At 67.8% G+C, this 17,876-nt stretch carries 15 protein-coding genes; 11 read left to right on the top strand and 4 right to left on the bottom strand.

Going from position 1 to position 17,876, the window contains the following annotated elements:
- Positions 1–12 precede the first annotated feature (12 nt).
- The 4 genes from ABID37_RS05405 to ABID37_RS05390 all read right to left on the bottom strand — a co-directional run bounded on the left by ABID37_RS05405 (position 13) and on the right by ABID37_RS05390 (position 4,077).
- On the bottom strand, positions 13–486 hold the full coding sequence (locus ABID37_RS05405; protein ID WP_354193119.1) for a nucleoside deaminase: 474 nt from the start codon (positions 484–486) through the stop codon (positions 13–15).
- A 16-nt stretch (positions 487–502) separates the two neighbouring features.
- Positions 503–1,189, bottom strand: coding sequence for an ankyrin repeat domain-containing protein (locus ABID37_RS05400; RefSeq protein ID WP_354193118.1), 687 nt, complete (start codon positions 1,187–1,189; stop codon positions 503–505).
- Positions 1,186–3,234 carry a 3-hydroxyacyl-CoA dehydrogenase NAD-binding domain-containing protein gene (locus tag ABID37_RS05395; RefSeq protein ID WP_354193117.1) on the bottom strand — a complete coding sequence of 683 codons (2,049 nt, stop codon included), beginning with the start codon at positions 3,232–3,234 and terminating at the stop codon, positions 1,186–1,188. Before ABID37_RS05395 ends, ABID37_RS05400 begins: the two co-directional genes overlap by 4 nt.
- Before the next feature lie 81 nt (positions 3,235–3,315).
- A complete protein-coding gene (locus tag ABID37_RS05390) occupies positions 3,316–4,077 on the bottom strand; it encodes a DeoR/GlpR family DNA-binding transcription regulator (RefSeq protein ID WP_354193116.1) in 762 nt (253 codons plus the stop codon).
- 164 nt (positions 4,078–4,241) lie between these two features.
- Between ABID37_RS05390 and ABID37_RS05385 the strand changes: the two genes are divergently transcribed.
- From ABID37_RS05385 to ABID37_RS05335, 11 genes are all read left to right on the top strand, one after another.
- A complete protein-coding gene (locus tag ABID37_RS05385) occupies positions 4,242–5,147 on the top strand; it encodes a phosphotransferase (protein WP_354193115.1) in 906 nt (301 codons plus the stop codon).
- Positions 5,147–7,606 (top strand): GcvT family protein, encoded by a 2,460-nt coding sequence (locus ABID37_RS05380; protein WP_354193114.1) that lies wholly within the window; start codon positions 5,147–5,149, stop codon positions 7,604–7,606. Before ABID37_RS05385 ends, ABID37_RS05380 begins: the two co-directional genes overlap by 1 nt.
- A 58-nt stretch (positions 7,607–7,664) precedes the next feature.
- Positions 7,665–8,885 (top strand): ethanolamine utilization protein EutH, encoded by a 1,221-nt coding sequence (eutH, locus tag ABID37_RS05375; protein WP_354193113.1) that lies wholly within the window; start codon positions 7,665–7,667, stop codon positions 8,883–8,885.
- A gap of 366 nt (positions 8,886–9,251) precedes the next feature.
- Entirely contained in the window at positions 9,252–10,166 is a 915-nt protein-coding gene (locus tag ABID37_RS05370) for a metal ABC transporter substrate-binding protein (protein WP_354193112.1), read from the top strand.
- 67 nt (positions 10,167–10,233) lie between these two features.
- Complete coding sequence (locus ABID37_RS05365) at positions 10,234–11,145, top strand: manganese/iron ABC transporter ATP-binding protein (RefSeq protein ID WP_354193544.1); 912 nt, start codon at positions 10,234–10,236, stop codon at positions 11,143–11,145.
- Positions 11,142–12,002, top strand: coding sequence for a metal ABC transporter permease (locus ABID37_RS05360; RefSeq protein WP_354193111.1), 861 nt, complete (start codon positions 11,142–11,144; stop codon positions 12,000–12,002). Before ABID37_RS05365 ends, ABID37_RS05360 begins: the two co-directional genes overlap by 4 nt.
- Positions 11,999–12,856 carry a metal ABC transporter permease gene (locus tag ABID37_RS05355; RefSeq protein WP_354193110.1) on the top strand — a complete coding sequence of 286 codons (858 nt, stop codon included), beginning with the start codon at positions 11,999–12,001 and terminating at the stop codon, positions 12,854–12,856. Before ABID37_RS05360 ends, ABID37_RS05355 begins: the two co-directional genes overlap by 4 nt.
- A gap of 116 nt (positions 12,857–12,972) precedes the next feature.
- Complete coding sequence (locus tag ABID37_RS05350; protein ID WP_354193109.1) at positions 12,973–14,367, top strand: glycosyltransferase family 4 protein; 1,395 nt, start codon at positions 12,973–12,975, stop codon at positions 14,365–14,367.
- Entirely contained in the window at positions 14,364–15,281 is a 918-nt protein-coding gene (locus tag ABID37_RS05345) for a glycosyltransferase family 2 protein (protein WP_354193107.1), read from the top strand. Before ABID37_RS05350 ends, ABID37_RS05345 begins: the two co-directional genes overlap by 4 nt.
- 153 nt (positions 15,282–15,434) lie before the next feature.
- Positions 15,435–16,925, top strand: coding sequence for an FGGY-family carbohydrate kinase (locus tag ABID37_RS05340; protein WP_354193105.1), 1,491 nt, complete (start codon positions 15,435–15,437; stop codon positions 16,923–16,925).
- A gap of 202 nt (positions 16,926–17,127) precedes the next feature.
- The gene (locus tag ABID37_RS05335) at positions 17,128–17,865 is read left to right on the top strand and encodes an SIS domain-containing protein (protein ID WP_354193104.1); all 738 of its coding nucleotides are present in this window, start codon (positions 17,128–17,130) and stop codon (positions 17,863–17,865) included.
- The last annotated feature ends 11 nt before the right edge of the window (positions 17,866–17,876 follow it).

The following is a 17,876-nucleotide window of genomic DNA, read 5'->3' as shown; positions in this document are numbered from 1 at the left end:
GGGCTCCGAGGTTCAGCCGCAGCGGACCTGCCGGCTGCTCCAGTCGTCATAGAGGTCGGTGCGCGTCTCGAGGCGGGTCGGCACGTGGCGGATGGTCATCGACTGTTCGGGGAAGGGTTTGCGCAGCTCCGCATAGATGTCGGCGGTGGACAGGTTGAAGGGCGCGCCGTCCTCGTTGGAATAGGCGTAGGCGACCTCGCCCACCCCGGCCAGCCGCATGGCGGCCAGGCACATCGGGCACGGGTGGCCGCTGGCATAGACGGCGCTGCCTTTGAGCGCCTCCGGCCCGTGCGTGCGGGCGGCGGCGCGGATGGCCAGAAGCTCGGCATGATCGGTCACGTCGCGGCTGAGATGCGTCTCGTTGACGGCGGTGGCGATCACCTCGCCCGCGCGCACCACGACGGCGCCGAAGGGGCGCCCGCCCGCCTCGACATTGGCATGGGCAAGCTCGATCGCCTGGCACAGGAAGCGGTTCGCATCGCTCATCGGGTTCTCCCTTTCCTTATCGGGCGCCGGCGGCGGCAAGAATCCGCTCGATTTCGCCATAGCCGGCGCTGCGGGCATGCTGGAGCGGCGTCACGCCGTTCCCGTCCGCCAGATTCACGTCGGCGCCGGCCTTGACCAGCTGCTCGACGATCTGCCGGTGCCGGGGGCCGCCGTCGCCGAGGATGATCGCCTCCAGCAGCGCGGTCCAGTTCAGCCTGTTGACGTGGTCGACATCGACGCCGGCCTCGATCAGCGTGCGCACCGTCTCGACATGGCCGCGTTCCGAGGCCGGGATGAGCGCCGTGCCGCCATAGCGGTTGGTGCTTTTCAGGTCGGCACCGTGCGCCAGCGTCAGCTTGAGGATTTCGAGATGCCCGCGCGCCCCGGCATAGAGATAGGGGCTGTCGTCGATCCCGTCCTTGGCGTTGACGTTGGCGCCGGCTTCGATGAGGACGCGGGCGGCCTCGACCGCATTGGCGTGGGTGGCGAGCAGAAGGGCGGTGCGCCCCTCGCCGTCCCTTGCGTCGATATCGGCGCCGGCGGCCAGCAGCTCGCGGACGGCCTCGGCATCGTCCCGGGCGGCGGCGGTGAAAAGCGCGGTGTCCTGCATGGATTGTCCCCGGGCGGCGAGCGGCGCGGCCATGACGCCGATGAAAAGCGTTGCAACGATGGCGATGACGGTTCGCATTTCTGTCCCGTTCATTTCTTCCCGACCATCTCGCCCAGCCGTTCGAACGGGCGCAGCGACGCGTCGCCGGTTTGTTCGGCATAGGCGTCGAGCCGCTCGGCGATGAGGTCGGGGCCGACCTCGCCGGCATAGTGCATCGGGCCACCCAGCCCGCGCGGCCAATTGTAGCCGTGCAGCCAGATCACGTCGATGTCGGAGGCGCGCGCGGCGATGCCTTCGGCCAGGATGCGCGCGCCCTCGTCGATCATCGGGTAGACCAGGCGTTCCAGAACCTCCTGGTCGTCGAGGATGCGGCGCGCCACGCCCTCGCGAGCCGAGACCGCTTCCATCAGCTTCAGCGCCTCCGGGTCCTCCACGCCCTGCCGGGCGCCTTGCGGATAGGCGTAGTAGCCGGCGCCGGTCTTCTGGCCGAAGCGGCCCGCCTCGCACAGCGCATCGGCGACCGGCGCGCGCCGGCCCGTCGCCTTGCGCATGCGCCAGCTTATGTCGAGCCCCGCCATGTCGCCCATGGCGCAGGGGCCCATGCGGAAGCCGAAGCGGGTCAGCACCGCGTCGATCTGCGCCGGGGTCGCTCCTTCCAGCAGCATGCGGTCGACCTGCTCGGAGCGGCGCGCCAGCATGCGGTTGCCGACGAAGCCGTGACATACGCCCACCACCACCGGCAGCTTGCCGAGCGCCCGTGCGGCGGCAAGCGTGCGCGCCAGCGCCTCGGGCGAAGTCTTGCCGGTGCGCACCACCTCGACCAGCCGCATGACATTGGCCGGGCTGAAGAAATGCATGCCCAGCACCTGTTGCGGCCGGGCCGTGAAGCCGGCGATCGCCTCGACATCGAGATAGGAGGTGTTGGTGGCCAGCACCGCATCGGGCCTGGCGACCGCATCGAGCCGGCCGAAAATATCGCGCTTCACCCCCATGTCCTCGAAGGCGGCCTCGATGACGAGATCGGCGCCCGCGGCATGGTCGAGCCCGGCCTTGAAGGAAATCCGCGCCATGCGCTGCGTCTTGTCCTCGGCGCTGAGGCTGCCGCGCCTGACCGATATGTCATAGGTCGCGCCGACCCGTTCCTGCGCCCGCGCGGCGCCCTCCTCATCGGTCTCGATCAGGGTCACCGGAAAGCCGGCATTGGCGAACGACATGGCGATGCCGCTGCCCATGGTGCCGCCGCCGATGACGGCGACCGTCTCGATGGGCTTTTCCGGCTTGGGGGAAACGCCCTCGACATGGGCGCTGCGGCGCTCGGCGAAGAAGGCGTAGCGCAGCGCTTTCGAGCGCGCGCCCTGCCGCAGCTTCTGGAACAGGGCCTGCTCCTCGCGGCAGGCGGCGGCAAAGTCGGTGCCGAAACTGTTGCGGATGCTGGCGATTATGGCCGCGATCTCGTCGGCGTCCTCGTGCTTGTTCACCAGCACCGCGGCCTTTTCCTCGAAGCCGGGCAACGCGCCCGCGTCCATGCCCCTGGCGCTCAGGCGCCGCCTGCCCTCGCCGGCGACCTGGCGGGCCAAAGCGGCCGCTTCCGCCAGCAGGTCCTGCGGAGTGGCGATGCGGTCGGCGATGCCCAGCGCCAGCGCCTCCTCGGCCTTGCGCGGCTCGCCGCCGGTCATCATCTCCAGCGCGGCGGCAGCCCCGATCAGGCGCGGCAGCCTTTGCGTGCCGCCGGCCCCCGGCAGCAGGCCGAGCTTGACCTCCGGCAGGCCGAAACCGGCCGAAGGGGTGGCGATGCGGGCATCGCAGGCCAGCGCCAGTTCGCAGCCGCCGCCGAGCGCGGCGCCGCCGACAGCGGCCACCACCGGCTTGGCCAGCGTATCCATGAAGGCGAGCAGGTCGGGCAGCAGCGGTGCCCGCGGCGGCTGGTCGAATTCGGAAATGTCGGCGCCGGCGCAGAACACCTTGCCGTTGGCGGCCAGAACGATGGCACGGATGGCGTCGTCCCGGTCGGCTTCGTGAAAGGCAGCCTGCAAGGCCGATCGCACCGCGTGGGAGAGCGCGTTGACGGGCGCGTTGTTCAGCGTGACCACCGCCACATCATCCTGCCGGCCGACCTTGACGACATCCATTGCGCTCATCCTCTTCTCCCATGCATCTCATCGACATGCCTTCCGCTACACGCTTTCGGCCGCGATGGCGATGTTTTGACGCAATTCTGTCTAGGCGCAGACCTTGACCGCGACCTCGGCCCGGGCGAGCGCATCGGCCAGATCGTCCGGCGGCGCGCGGTTGACGACCAGTTCGTCGAAATCCGACAGCGCGCAGACCCGCACCAGCCCCTTCTGGCCGAACTTGGAGGCGTCGGTGACGACAACGCGCCTGCGCCCGCGCGCCAGCACCGCCTGCCCGAACTGCGCTTCCTCGAGATCGTAGTCCATCACCCCGGTGGCGGCGTTGACCGCGCCGGCCGAGATGACGGCGTGGTCGACGCTGAAGCGATTGACGAACTCGATGGCCGAGAAGCCGAGCGCCGCGCCGCTGTCGCTGCGCAATTCGCCGCCGGCCATGTAGACCTTGTTGCCGTTGATGGTCGCCAGCGTGCGGGCGATGTCGGACGAATTGGTCACCACCGTCAGCCGCCGGTGGCCGAGCAGGGCGCGGGCCAGGATGCTGGTCGTGGTGCCGGTGTCGAGCATGATCGATTCGCCGTCGCGGATGGTTGCGGCGGCAAGCCGGGCGATGGCCTCCTTGGCCTGCCGGTTCTCGCGCATGCGGCGCTCGAACGGCGCTTCGCTGATGGCCGAGGGCAGGCCGACCGCGCCATGCATGCGCACGATGTCGCCGCGCCCGGCCAGCGCCTTGATGTCGCGCCGCACGGTTTCGACCGACACGTCGAGGCGCTGGGCCAGTTCGCCGACCCCTATGGTGCCTTCGTCGTTGAGAAGGCTGAGGATGCGGCCGTGGCGGGGGGAGTAGTCCATCTTGCTGAGCCTCGTTGAGCGTGACCGGTTTTTACGGTTCATGACCGGTCATTAAGGTAGAATCGCGCAACTCCGGTCAAAAATCCACATTTTCCTGTTGACTTAATGAGCCGTCGAACCGATCCTTCGACAAAACAAGGCAGCCGAAGGTTGCGGGAGGAAATATGGCGGTGGTCCGGGAAATCACGGCCGTGCGATCCGGGCGGATCGCGGCTTTGCCCATCTGGAAGGGCTCTATCGCTATCGAGCCGCTGATGGGCGGCATCAGCAACGAGAGCTGGCTGGTCACCGACGACGCCGGCGGGCATGTGGTCCGCTTCGGCCAGGACTATCCGTTCCATCACGTGCTGCGCGACCGCGAGCTGATGACGGCGCGCGCCGCCGAGAGGGCGGGCTTCGCGCCGGAAGTGGAACATGCCGAGCCCGGCGTCATGGTCTGCCGTTATCTGCGCGCCAGGACTTTTGCGGAGGCCGATGTGCGCGCCAATATCGGGCGCGTGGCCGAGATCGTGCGCGGTTTCCACGAGAAGATGCCGCACCATGTCTCGGGCCCGGGCTTCATGTTCTGGCCGTTCCATGTGGTGCGCGACTATGCGCGCACGCTGGACGAGGGTGGGAGCCGCATGGCGGAGCATTTGCCGACCTATCTGGCAATGGCGGATGAGCTTGAAGCCGCACAGATACCGCTTCCCATCGTCTTCGGCCACAACGACCTTCTGCCCGCCAACCTGCTCGATGACGGCAACCGCCTGTGGCTGATCGACTTCGAATATGCGGGCTTCTCCACCGCCATGTTCGACCTTGCCGGCCTTTCCTCCAATGCCGGCTTCTCGCCGGAGGAATCGGAAGCGCTGCTCGGCGCCTATTTCGGGCGCGCGCCGGACGAGGCGCTGAGGCGTTCGCTGGCCGCCATGCAATGCGCCTCGCTGCTGCGCGAGGCGATGTGGAGCATGGTGTCGGAGCTTTATCTCGATGCGCCCGGCACCGACTACGTCGCCTATACGGCGGAAAATCTCAAGCGGCTCGACGCCGCGCTCGACGCCTATCGCACCCAATATGGACGCGCCTGATGGTCAATTCCCTGCCTTCCCATGCCCGGATCATCGTCATCGGCGGCGGCATCATCGGCTGTTCCACAGCCTATCATCTGGCCCGCGACCACAAGGCGGACGTGATCTTGCTGGAGCAGGGCAAGCTCACCTCGGGTTCGACATGGCACGCGGCAGGGCTGGTGGGGCAACTGCGCTCCTCGGCTTCCATCACCCGCGTGCTGAAATATTCGGTCGAGCTCTACAAGAAGCTGCATGAGGAGACCGGCCTCGAGACCGGCTGGAAGATGACCGGTTGCCTGCGGCTCGCCACCAACGAGGACCGCTGGACCGAATTCCGCCGGCTCGCCACCACGGCGCGCAGCTTCGGCATGGACATGCACCTGATCTCGCCCGACGAGGTCAAGCGCATGTGGCCGCTGATGGACACGTCCGATCTGATCGGCGCGTCCTGGCTGCCGACCGACGGGCAGGCCAGCCCTTCCGACATCACCCAGTCGCTGGCGAAGGGCGCGCGCATGCATGGCGCGAAGCTGTTCGAGGGCGTGCGCGTCACCGGCTTCGTCATGGACGGCAACCGCATCACGGCGGTGGAAACCGACCACGGCCGCATCGGCTGCGAGACGGTGGTCAATTGCGGCGGCCAGTGGGCCCGCCAGATCGGCGCGATGGCGAATGTTTCCGTGCCGCTGCAACCGGTGAAGCACCAATATATCGTCACCGAGAAGATCGACGGCCTTTCGCCCGACACGCCGACGGTGCGCGACCCCGACCGGCGCATCTACTTCAAGGAAGAGGTCGGCGGCCTGGTCATGGGCGGCTACGAGCCGAACCCGCAAAGCTGGGTTACCGGCCTGCCTGGCGGCGACGTGCCCGACCGGTGGGAATTCCAGCTCTTCGACGACGACTACGATCATTTCGAGCAGCACATGGAGCAGGCCATCGCCCGTGTGCCGGCGCTGGCCGAGAGCGGCGTCAAGCAGATGATCAACGGTCCAGAGAGCTTCACGCCGGACGGCAATTTCATCCTCGGCCGCGCGCCCGAATGCGCCAACATGTTCGTCGGCGCCGGCTTCAACGCCTTCGGCATCGCCTCCGGCGGCGGCGCCGGCTGGGTGCTGGCCGAATGGGTGGTTCGCGGGGAGGCCCCGCTCGACCTGTGGGTGGTCGACATCCGCCGCTTCTCCGGTCTGCACCGCGACCGTGCCTGGGTCGAGGAGCGCACGCTGGAAGCCTATGGCAAGCACTACACCGTCGCCTTCCCGCATGAGGAGTATGAGAGCGGCCGCCCGCGCATCGTCTCGCCGCTCTACGAGCGCCTGAAAAAGCACCGCGCCGTGTTCGGCTCCAAGCTCGGCTGGGAACGGCCGAACTGGTTCGCCCCGGAGGGCATGGAGCCGAAGGACGTCTATTCGATGGGCCGCCAGAACTGGTTCGGCCCTTTGGGCGAAGAACACAGGGCCGTGCGCGAAAAAGTCGGCCTGTTCGACCAGTCGTCCTTCGCCAAGTTCGAGGTGAAGGGCAGGGATGCGGCCGCTGCACTTGAGCTGATCTGCGCCAACGCTGTCGCCAGAGAGCCGGGGCGCCTGACCTATACGCAGATCCTCAACACGCGCGGCGGCATCGAATGCGACCTCACCGTCGCGCGACTGGCGGAAGACCGCTTCTACATCGTCACCGGCACCGGCTCGCGCACCCATGATTTCGCGTGGATCGAGGAGCATCTGCCAGCGGGCGCGGATGCCTGCATCGTCGATGTCACCGAGGACCACGGCACGCTGTCGCTGATGGGGCCGGCGGCGCGGTCGGTGCTGGAGAAGGTGACCGATGCGGAGGTCTCCAATGCCGCCTTCCCCTTCGGCCGGGTGCGGGAGATCGGGATCGCCGGCCACAAGGTGCGGGCGCTGCGCGTCACCTATGTCGGGGAGCCGGGCTGGGAACTGCATGTGCCCATCGCCGGCACCGGTGAGGTGTTCGATGCGCTGATGGCGGCGGGCCGGCCGCACGGCATCCGCCCGACCGGCTACCGGGCCATCGAATCGCTGCGGCTGGAAAAGGGCTACCGCGCCTGGGGCTCGGACATCACGCCCAACGACAACCCGTTCGAGGCCGGCCTCGGCTGGGCGGTGAAGCTGAAGAAGGGCACTGAGTTCATTGGCCGCGAGGCGTGCGCGGCCGCAGCCGGCAAGCCGCTGCCGAAGCGCCTGGCCTGCTTCACCACGCAGGACCCGGAGGTGGTGCTGCTCGGCCGCGAGACCATCCTGCGCGATGGCGAGCCGGTCGGCTACCTGACCAGCGGCGGCTTCGGCTACACGGTCGGCCTGCCCATCGGCTACGGCTATGTGCGCAACGCGGCCGGCGTGGACGATGCATTCCTGTCGTCCGGCACTTACGAACTCATCGTGGCGAACGAGCGCTTCGCCGCCACGATCCACATGGCGCCGCTCTACGATCCGCAAGGGGAACGCGTGAAAGCCTGATCGGGAAGGGCGTCGATAAAGTCTGCCGGCGCGCACGCGCCACTGGGAGGTAAGGCAAATGGCTTCTATCGGAACTTTCGTCATCTACATCATCATGGCGTGCGCCGTCGCCGGCGCCATCGCCTCGATCCGCAATCCGGAAACCGGGCTCGGCAAGGAATTCATCGAGGGCCTGCATTCCATCGGCCCGATCTTCATTCCGGTGGCCGGCATCATGGCCGCCATCCCCTACCTGTCCGAGTTCATCCGCATCGCGGTCGGGCCGCTGTTCGCCATGATCGGGGCCGATCCCTCGATCGCGGCGACCACGGTGATCGCCGTCGACATGGGCGGTTACCAGCTTGCCGACACGCTGGCCGGTTCGCGCGACGCCTGGATGATCGCCACCATCGTCGGCTTCACGTCCGGCGCCACCATCATCTTCTCGATCCCCGTGGGTCTGGCGATGCTCGCCAAATCCGACCACAAATACATGGCGCTCGGCATCATGTCGGGCATCCTCAGCGTGCCCATCGGCGTGTTCATCGCCTGCGCCATCATCGCGCTGGCCGGCCTCGACATCCGGCCCGAGGTCTCGACCACGGCCGAGGCCACCCACCAGATCGCGCTGACCATCGGCGACATATTGCGCAATCTTTTGCCGCTGATCGTGTTCTGCGTGGCCATCGCGCTCGGCCTGCGCTTCGCGCCGGATGCCATGATCGCCGGCTTCCTGTGGTTCGGCCGCATCATGTATGCCGGCATCACCCTGGTGCTGGTCGCTTCAATAGTCGAATATTTTACCGGCTTCTTCAGCACCGTGTTCGGCTCCTGGGGCTTTGACCCGATCATCGCCGACGAGCAGGACCAGTTCCGGGCGCTGGAGATCGCCGGCTATATCGGCATCATGCTGGCCGGCGCCTTCCCCATGGTCTATCTGCTGACCAAATATCTTGCCGGGCCGATGCAGGTGATCGGGGCGCGCATCGGCGTGTCGCCGGAGGGGGCGGCCGGGCTGCTGGCCGCCAGCGCCAACATCCTCGCCATGTACCGGCTGGTCGGCAAGATGCAGCCGCGCGACAAGGTGCTGGCCATCGCCTTTGCCGTGTGCGCGGCCTTCACCTTCGGCGACCATCTGGCCTTCTCGGCCAATTTCCAGCCGACGATGATCCTGCCGCTGATGCTGGGCAAGCTGCTGGGCGGTGTGGCCGGCTTCATGCTGGCGGTGTGGCTGTCGGTGCCGAAGGCCGAGGAACTGGCGGTGCTCGAGGCGAAAGCCAGTCCGGTTCCGGCGGAATAGGGCGGCGCGACTGCCGCATCCGGCCTTGGGCGAAGTGAGAACAGGCGGCGGGGCATGGTCCCGCCGCTTTGCCGGTTCCTGCCCTGGCTTTGTGAGCGGGAAGGGGTGGCGCGCCTGAAAGGGAGCCGTTTGCAGCTCGCAACCGGCACGAAAGCGGCGCTGAAGCGCGGGGGGAGGGCGGATATCGCAATGTTTCTGTTCCCGCCTCATCAGGAAATTTTCGCTGTCACTATTGCAATTCATTCTTAAAAGCATATTAAGTGCGAAGGCCACCTGCCGGAAACCTGTCGCAGATGAAACGCGACCATGGCCCGACGGTGCGCGCTAAGATTGCAAACAAGACACAGTCGCAAGAAGGAAGCCCATATGTTCGACCTGCCGAGGCGCGCGGTTCTCACGTCCATGGTGAGCGGCGCCCTTGCCGCCCTTATTGTGGCCCTGCCGGCCCAGGCGGCCGAGAAGTTCAAGGCCGTCACCACCTTCACCGTCATTGCCGACATGGCGCAGAATGTCGCCGGCGATGCGGCCATCGTGGAATCGATCACCAAGCCGGGCGCCGAGATCCACAACTACCAGCCGACGCCGGGCGACATCCAGCGCGCGCAGGGCGCCCAGCTCATCCTGTGGAACGGGCTGAACCTCGAACTGTGGTTCGAGAAATTCTTCCGGAACCTGAAGGATGTGCCCGGCGTGGTGGTGTCGGAGGGCATCGAGCCGATGGGCATTTCCGAAGGGCCTTACACGGGCAAGCCCAATCCGCATGCCTGGATGTCTCCGACCTCGGCGCTCATCTATGTCGACAACATCCGCGATGCCTTCGTGAAATACGACCCGGAGAACGCCGAGGCCTACAAGGCCAATGCGGAAGCCTACAAGGCGAAGATCACCGCCGCGATCGCGCCGATCAAGGCCGAGCTCGACGCGGTGCCGCAGGACAAGCGCTGGCTGGTGTCGAGCGAGGGCGCCTTCTCCTATCTCGCCCGCGACTTCGGCCTGAAGGAGCTTTACCTGTGGCCGATCAACGCCGACCAGCAGGGCACGCCGCAGCAGGTGCGCAAGGTCATCGACGCGGTGCGGGAGAACGGCATCACCGTGGTGTTCTCCGAAAGCACCATTTCCGACAAGCCGGCCAAGCAGGTCGCCCGCGAGACAGGCGCCCGATATGGCGGTGTGCTCTATGTGGACTCGCTGACCGAGGCGGACGGTCCCGTGCCGACCTATATCGACCTGTTGCGGGTGACGTCCGACACCATCGCCAAGGGCCTGGCGCAGGCGGATTGATCCCAAGGGAAATGACACCGTGACAACCCATGTGAAAAACCCCGGCCATGTGAAAAACCCCGGCCATGTGAAGACCCCTGGCCGCCCCGCTTCGGAAGATGCGGGGCCGGGTGACGCCGGATCGGGCATCGCGGTCAGGGGCGCGACCGTCACCTACCGCAACGGCCACACCGCCTTGCGCGATGCCGGTTTCGAGATCCCCACCGGCACCATCGCCGCCCTCGTCGGCGTCAACGGCTCCGGCAAATCGACTCTGTTCAAGGCGATCATGGGCTTTGTACGGCTGGCCAGGGGCGAGATTTCGGTGCTCGGCATGCCGGTGAAGCAGGCACTGCGCCGCAACCTCGTCGCCTATGTGCCGCAGGCCGAGGAGGTCGACTGGAATTTCCCCGTGCTGGTCGAGGACGTGGTGATGATGGGCCGCTACGGCCATATGGGCATGATGCGCATTCCGCGCCGCGCCGATCATGAGGCGGTGGCCGCCGCCCTTGCCCGCGTCAACATGGGCGATTTCCGCAAGCGCCAGATCGGCGAGCTTTCCGGCGGCCAGAAGAAGCGCGTCTTCCTTGCCCGCGCGCTGGCGCAGGACAGCCGCGTCATCCTGCTCGACGAGCCGTTCACCGGCGTCGATGTCAAGACCGAGGAGCAGATCATCGCCCTTTTGCGCGAGTTGCGCGACGAGGGCAGGGTGATGCTGGTCTCCACCCACAATCTGGGCTCGGTGCCGGAATTCTGCGACCGCACCGTGCTCATCAAGGGCACGGTCCTGGCCTATGGCCTGACGCAGGACGTGTTCACTCAAGGTAATCTGGAGCGCGCCTTCGGCGGCGTGCTGCGCCATTTCGTGCTCGGCGGGGCCGGCCTGCACGAGGACGACGACCGCCGCCGGCTCTCGGTCATCACCGACGACGAGCGGCCGCTGGTCTTCTACGGCGAGAAGGACGCCATGGAGCACAAGCTCAGCGGGGGGCGCAAATGAGCCTGCTGCTCGAGCCCTTTTCCTACCATTACATGGTCAACGCCATGTGGGTGTCGGCGCTGGTCGGCGGCGTCTGCGCCTTCCTGTCCTGCTATCTCATGCTCAAGGGCTGGTCGCTGATCGGCGACGCGCTCTCGCACTCCATCGTTCCGGGCGTGGCCGGCGCCTACATGCTCGGCCTGCCGTTCTCGATCGGGGCCTTCTTCTCGGGCGGTCTCGCCGCCGCCGCCATGCTGTTCCTCAACCAGCGCACCCGGCTGAAGGAAGACGCCATCATCGGCCTGATCTTCTCCTCCTTCTTCGGGCTCGGCCTGTTCATGGTGTCGATCTCGCCGACGTCCGTGTCCATCCAGACCATCGTGCTCGGCAACATCCTCGCCATCACGCCGCAAGACACGCTCCAGCTCGCCATCATCGGCTTCGTGTCGCTGGCGGTCCTGCTGGCGAAATGGAAGGACCTGATGGTCACCTTCTTCGACGAGAGCCACGCCCGCACCATCGGCCTCAACCCGACACTGCTCAAGATCGTGTTCTTCACCCTGTTGTCGGCCTCGACCGTCGCGGCCTTGCAGACGGTGGGCGCCTTTCTGGTCATCTGCATGGTGGTGACGCCCGGCGCCACCGCCTATCTGCTCACCGACCGCTTCCCGCGTCTTCTGGCGCTGGCCGTGGCCATCGGCGCGGTGACCAGCTTCACCGGCGCCTATGCCAGCTATTTCCTCGACGGCGCCACCGGCGGCATCATCGTGGTGTTGCAGACGGCGGTGTTCCTCGCCGCCTTCGTCTTCGCCCCCAAGCACGGCATGCTGGCCGCCCGCCGCCGCGCGGCAGAGGCAATGCAGGAGGCCGCGCCATGAGCTTCCTCGAAACGCTCGCCTCGCCCTTCCAGTTCGACTTCATGGTCAACGCCCTGATCATCTCGGTGCTGGTGGCGATTCCCATGGCGCTCCTGTCCTGCTTCCTCGTGCTGAAGGGCTGGTCGCTGATGGGCGACGCCATCAGTCACGCCGTGTTCCCGGGCGTGGTGATCGCCTATATCGTCGGCTTTCCCTATGCCATCGGTGCCTTCGTGGCCGGCATGTTCTGCGCCGTCGCCACCGGCTTCCTCAAGGACAACAGCCGCATCAAGCAGGATACGGTGATGGGCATCGTCTTTTCCGGCATGTTCGGGCTGGGACTGGTTCTCTACGTCAAGATCCAGTCGGACGTGCATCTCGACCACATCTTGTTCGGCGACATGCTGGGCGTGTCGTGGAACGACATCGCCATGTCGGCGGTCATCGCAGCCGTCACCGCCGGCATCATCGCGCTGAAGTGGCGGGATTTCCTGCTGCATGCCTTCGATCCGGCGCAGGCTCAGGCTGTGGGCCTCAGGGTCGGCCTGCTGCACTACGGCCTGCTGGCGCTGATCTCGCTGACCATTGTCGGTGCCCTGCAGGCGGTCGGCATCATCCTGGCCATCGCCATGCTGATCGCGCCCGGCGCCATCGCCTTCCTGCTGGCGCGCACCTTCGCCGGCATGATGCTGGTATCGCTCGTCGTGGCGGTGGCGGCGTCGTTCCTCGGCGTCTACGCCGCCTTCTTCATCGACAGCGCGCCGGCGCCCACCATCGTGCTGTTGATGAGCTGCATGTTCCTTGCCGCCTTCGTCCGTGCCACGCGCAAGGCGGCACGGCTCCAGTCGCAGGAAGCGGCATCCCCGGGAATCTGATGGATCGCCATGCCGGCCATGGCGGTTGCGTCCGGCCCCGCCAGCCGTTACCCATGCCGCGATGAATCGTCAGCATACGGACCCCATGAGCTTGCCGCGAGCGGAAAAGCCCTGACATGACAGAGCCGCGATCGCATCCCCTGGCGGGGGGTGAGCGGGAAGAGGAGGCGGCGGAACGGCACATGCCCGGCGCCGGCGGCGGCTCTGCGCCCCGGGCCCTGCGCATCTGGGTGGTTCGCGACATGGAGCCGCTGCCCACCGATGACGGCGACCGCCGGCTGATGCGCTGCGCCATGCTGTGCAATGCGCTGGCCGGGCGGGGCCACGAGGTGGTGTGGTTCACCTCCAGCTTCGACCATTACGCCAAGCGCCAGCGCACGCGCCGCAGCGAAACCCACCGGATCGCGGACAATTACCGCATCGAGGTCCTGCATGCGCCGGGCTACCGCCACAACATCAGCCCGTTCAGGGTGTGGCACAACCGCGTCTTCGCCCGTGCCTTCCGCGCCGCTGCGGAGCGGGCCACCGAGCGTCCCGACATCATCGTCGCCGACCTGCCGACCACGGAGGCGGCCGAGGCCGCCATGCGTCTGGCCCGGCAATGGAACCTGCCCTCGCTTCTGTCCATCCGCGACCTGTGGCCGGATTTCTTCAGCGACTTCCTGCCGCCCGCGGTGCGACCGCTGACCCGGTTCGCCCTGGCTGGCTTCGAGCGCCAGGCCGCCTATGCCTGCCGCCATGCCACGGCGATCATCGGCATCTCGCCGCGCTATCTGGAGTGGGGGCTGGCCAAAGGCGGCCGCGCCGGCAGCGCGCTCGATGCGGTCGTTCCCCTCGGCTACCAGCCTGCCCCGGTGCCCGACGGCGACCGCGCGAACCTGCTGCGGCAGTTGGGGGCCGATCCGGCACGGCCGCTGGTCAGCTTCGTCGGCAACTGGGGCGCGACCTACGATCTCGACACGGTGGTCGAGGCGGCGGCGCGGCTCGAAGGCCGCAGCGATGCCCTGTTCGTGCTGGCCGGCGACGGCCATGAACGGGAGCGCCTGCTCAAGCGCATCGATATCCTGTCGAACGTGGTGGCGCCCGGCTGGCTCTCGGCCGGCGAGATCGCCCTGCTTCTCGATGCGAGCGCCATCGGCCTGATGCCCTACAGGCAGGGCGCGCCGCAGGGCCTGCCCAACAAGATCTTCGAATACATGGCCTATGGCGCCTTCCAGATATCGACGCTTCAGGGCGAGGCGGCCGAACTTCTGGCCCGCCTCGGCGCCGGCCGCACGGTGGCCGCCGGCGACGGCGAGGCCATGGCGGCGGCGATCGGGGAGGTGCTGGCCCAAGACGCCGATACCGGTCGCGTCGGCATCGACCGCTCCCGCATACGGGACCAGTTCCTTGCCCGCTACAGTGCCTCGGCCATCTATGCGGACCTGTCCCGGCGCATAGAAGACCTTGCCGGCAGCGCCGCGCCGGGCGGACATGAAGACGGGCTCGAAACGGAGCATGACAGCCGATGACACGCCCAGCGCAGCCAGGCCCGACCGCCCAAGCCATGCCGGACGATGCGGGCGCCTTGTTCTCCGTCATCGTGCCGGTCTACATGCAATGGCATCTGGTGCCGGCGCTGCTTGAGCGCCTGGAGCGGCAGACCCTGCCGGCGGCGCGCTTCGAGGTGATCCTCGTCGATAACGGCTCGCCGGAATTCGCGCCGCCCGACCATCTGCCGGCCAATGCGCGCATCCTGCGCTGCGACACGCCCGGCTCCTATGCCGCGCGCAATCTCGGCGCATCGCAGGCGAAAGGCGACTGGCTGGTGTTCACCGACGGCGATTGCCTGCCGGCCCCGGGCTGGCTCGCAGGGCTGGACCGGGCCGCCGCCGATACGAACGGCGATGCGCTGATCGCCGGGGCGGTCATGGTCGTGGCGCAATCGGCCCGGCCGGGCGCGGCCGAGATCTATGATGTCGTCAAGGGCATCCCACAGCAGCGTTATGTGGGGCGCGGCTATGCCGCCACGGCCAATCTCGCCGTGCCGATGCCGGTGTTCAGGAAGCTCGGCGGCTTCGACAGCAAGCGCTTCTCTGGGGGCGACGCGGATCTGTGCCGCCGGGCGGTCGCCGCCGGCCATGCGCTGATCTACGCAGCCGATATGCGCGTCGACCATCCCGCCCGCACCACATGGCAGGAGATCGCCACCAAGGCGCGCCGCATCAAGGGCGGCCAGCTCAGGGCCGGATCGGCGTCGCGGCGGCTGATGTGGCTGGTGCGCACGCTGGTGCCGCCGCTGCGCGGCGCGTGGGCGTTCCTGCGCGACCGCCGCCATCCCCTGCGCTACAGGCTCGTCGCCATCCTCGTCCTGATGCGCTTGTGGATGGTCGAGTTGGTGGAAGCCTTGCAGCTGGTGGCGGGCCGCACGCCCGAACGGCGCTGACCCCGCCTTGCCGGGCTGCGTTCCCCTTCGCCTCGAAATGCTTTATTTCCCGAATGCTTTTCAAAAGTCCCTTGAAACGCGGGCGACAGGCGTGACTTCCATATCTCATCGCGAACGGTCCGGCGGGCAGGCCGCGGTCGGGAGAAAACCGTCATGAGCGACCTGTTCCTCGGCATCGATGCCGGCTCCTCGGTGACCAAGGCGGCGGTGTTCGACGCCGCCGGCCGCCAGCTTGGCGCCGGCGGCCATCGCATCCGCCTGCTGCGGCCGCAGCCGGGCTGGTCGGAGATCGATCCGGATGCGGCCTGGCAGGCGGCGGTGGCGGCGATCCGCGCCGCATTGCAGGATGCCGGCGTGACCGGCAGGGATATTGCAGTGGTCGGCCTGTCGGCGGCCATGGTCGGCCTGTGGCTGGTCGATGCCGAGGGCCGGGCGCTGCGCCCCGGCATCATCTGGGAGGACAGCCGCGCGCAGGACCTCCTCGACCGGCGTGCGGCGGAAATCCCGGATCTCTACCGGCGCGTCTTCCTGTCGAACGGCTGCGTGCTGCAGCAGGGCTGCACCCTGCCGCTGCTGATGTGGATGAAGGAATACGAGCCGGACGTGTTGGCGCGCGCCGCCCATGCCTTCAGCTACAAGGATTTCCTGCGCCTGAAACTGACCGGCCGCGTCGCGGCCGACCGCACCGAGGCTGCCGTGGCCCCCGGAAGCGCCGCCCGGCGCGACCGCAGCGCCGAAATGCTGGACCTGTTCGGCGTCTCCGATCTGGCGCCGAAACTGCCGGCGGTGCGCGACTCCGAAACGGTCGGCGGGGACATAACCCCGGAATCCGCCGCAGCGACCGGGCTGGCGGCCGGCACACCCGTTGCCATAGGCGCGGGCGACGTGCCGGCGACGGTGACCGGAGCCGGCGCCTTGCAGCCCGGCATGGCGCTGGCCGTGCTCGGCACCACCTGCATGGTCGGCGTGGTGCATGACCGGCCGGTGTTCACGCCGCCCGATCTCGGCCTGCTCTTCACCCTGCCAGGCAGCGGCTGGTATCGCGCCATGGTCAATGTCGCCGGCACGCTCAATCTCGACTGGGCGGTGGCGACGCTGCTGCCCGACCTTGCCGGTGCGCCCGACCTCTATGCCCGCATGGAGGCGATGATCGCGCCGGTGCCGGTGGGCAGCGAAGGCGTGGTCTACCTGCCCTATCTCAGCGAAAGCGGCATCATCGCGCCGGTGGTCGACCGCGCGGCCCGCGCCGGCTTCCACGGGCTGACGCCCCGGCACGGCCGCGCGCATATGCTGCGCGCCGTCTATGAGGGCGTCGTGCTGGCGCTGCGCGACCTGTTCCGGGAACTGGGAGGAACGGGAGGCGAGATCCTGCTGACCGGCGGCGGCGCCCGCAGCCCGATGTGGAGCCAGATGATCGCCGATGCGCTGGGCGTCACCGTGCTGGTGCCGGCCGGCACCGAGTTCGGCGCTCGCGGCGCCGCCCTGCTGGCGGCCACTTCGGTTGGCCGCTTCGCCAGCGTGGAGGAGGCTTCGGTCTCCACCCGCGCCATTCAGCGCCGGCATGAGCCGGACGCGGCGGCCGCGCCGCAATGGGACCGCGCTTTCGCCGCCTACCGCGCCCATCGCGACAAAGTGCTGGGATAAGGAAGCCGCCGCACTTTACAGCGCCGGGCAAAGTGGTACATACCACTTACATACCTGGAGCATACCGGCCGATGATGCAGCATGCCGAACCGCCGCTTGCCATCCTGCTCCGCCCGCCCGAATATGCACGGGCCGGCCGCCATGGATGCGGCGCGGCTATGCAGCTCACCGTGACTTTCCGGAACAAGGCCAGGAACCAGGCATGACCAAGACGCCCACCGCCGCCGCCTATCTGACCGAGCTTGCCGAGCGCACCGCCAGGCTGATGGAGCTGAACGGAGATGCGATCGCCGCCGCCGCCGATGCGGTGGAGCGCACGGCGCGCGCCGACGGGCTAGTCTACATCTTCGGCACCGGCCACAGCCACACCATGGCCGAGGAGGCGCATTACCGCGCCGGCGGGCTGGCGCTGACCGTGCCGATCCTGTCGACGCCGCTGATGGTGCATGAGGGCGCGGTGGCCAGCACCGCGTTCGAGCGCATGCCGGGCATGGTGGCGCCGGTGCTGCGCCGCTATCCGATCGGCCCCAGCGATGTCCTCATCATCGTCTCCAACAGCGGCGTCAACGCCGCCACCGTCGAGGCGGCCGAGGCCGGCAAGGCCAAGGGCGCCACCGTCATCGCCATCACCTCGCAGGACTATTCCCGGCAGGCGGCGCGCGGCCGCACCCGGGTCGCCGACGTTGCCGACATCGTGCTCGACAATGGCGCGCCGCCCGGCGACGCCATCATGAGCGTGCCGGGCTCGCAACTGCGCGTCGGGCCGATCTCGACCTCGATCGGCGCGGCGCTGATGAACGCGGTGTTTGCCGAGGCCGCGGTGCGCCTGCAATCCTCGGGCGCCGCCGCTCCCATCTATCTCAGCGCCAACATGCCGGGCGCGGCGGAGGTCAATGAAGGGCTGGTGGCCCGCTACCGGCCCCGCAACCCGCATCTTTGAGCAAGCCGGCC

It is taken from the genome of Aquamicrobium terrae (assembly GCF_040545735.1).
Taxonomy (GTDB): Bacteria; Pseudomonadota; Alphaproteobacteria; order Rhizobiales; family Rhizobiaceae; genus Mesorhizobium; species Mesorhizobium terrae_A.
Note: the sequence above shows the minus strand (reverse complement) of the source record. Positions and strands in the feature narration are given on the sequence as shown.

What these genes read in the sequence shown, in the direction of transcription:
- ABID37_RS05380 (WP_354193114.1), top strand. Translation starts at nt 5,147, where the DNA reads ATGGTCAATTCCCTGCCTTCCCATGCCCGGATCATCGTCATCGGCGGC.
- ABID37_RS05390 (WP_354193116.1), bottom strand. Translation starts at nt 4,077, where the DNA reads ATGGACTACTCCCCCCGCCACGGCCGCATCCTCAGCCTTCTCAACGAC.
- ABID37_RS05360 (WP_354193111.1), top strand. Translation starts at nt 11,142, where the DNA reads ATGAGCCTGCTGCTCGAGCCCTTTTCCTACCATTACATGGTCAACGCC.
- ABID37_RS05345 (WP_354193107.1), top strand. Translation starts at nt 14,364, where the DNA reads ATGACACGCCCAGCGCAGCCAGGCCCGACCGCCCAAGCCATGCCGGAC.
- eutH (WP_354193113.1), top strand. Translation starts at nt 7,665, where the DNA reads ATGGCTTCTATCGGAACTTTCGTCATCTACATCATCATGGCGTGCGCC.
- ABID37_RS05385 (WP_354193115.1), top strand. Translation starts at nt 4,242, where the DNA reads ATGGCGGTGGTCCGGGAAATCACGGCCGTGCGATCCGGGCGGATCGCG.
- ABID37_RS05405 (WP_354193119.1), bottom strand. Translation starts at nt 486, where the DNA reads ATGAGCGATGCGAACCGCTTCCTGTGCCAGGCGATCGAGCTTGCCCAT.
- ABID37_RS05350 (WP_354193109.1), top strand. Translation starts at nt 12,973, where the DNA reads ATGACAGAGCCGCGATCGCATCCCCTGGCGGGGGGTGAGCGGGAAGAG.
- ABID37_RS05335 (WP_354193104.1), top strand. Translation starts at nt 17,128, where the DNA reads ATGACCAAGACGCCCACCGCCGCCGCCTATCTGACCGAGCTTGCCGAG.
- ABID37_RS05400 (WP_354193118.1), bottom strand. Translation starts at nt 1,189, where the DNA reads ATGAACGGGACAGAAATGCGAACCGTCATCGCCATCGTTGCAACGCTT.
- ABID37_RS05340 (WP_354193105.1), top strand. Translation starts at nt 15,435, where the DNA reads ATGAGCGACCTGTTCCTCGGCATCGATGCCGGCTCCTCGGTGACCAAG.
- ABID37_RS05370 (WP_354193112.1), top strand. Translation starts at nt 9,252, where the DNA reads ATGTTCGACCTGCCGAGGCGCGCGGTTCTCACGTCCATGGTGAGCGGC.
- ABID37_RS05395 (WP_354193117.1), bottom strand. Translation starts at nt 3,234, where the DNA reads ATGAGCGCAATGGATGTCGTCAAGGTCGGCCGGCAGGATGATGTGGCG.
- ABID37_RS05355 (WP_354193110.1), top strand. Translation starts at nt 11,999, where the DNA reads ATGAGCTTCCTCGAAACGCTCGCCTCGCCCTTCCAGTTCGACTTCATG.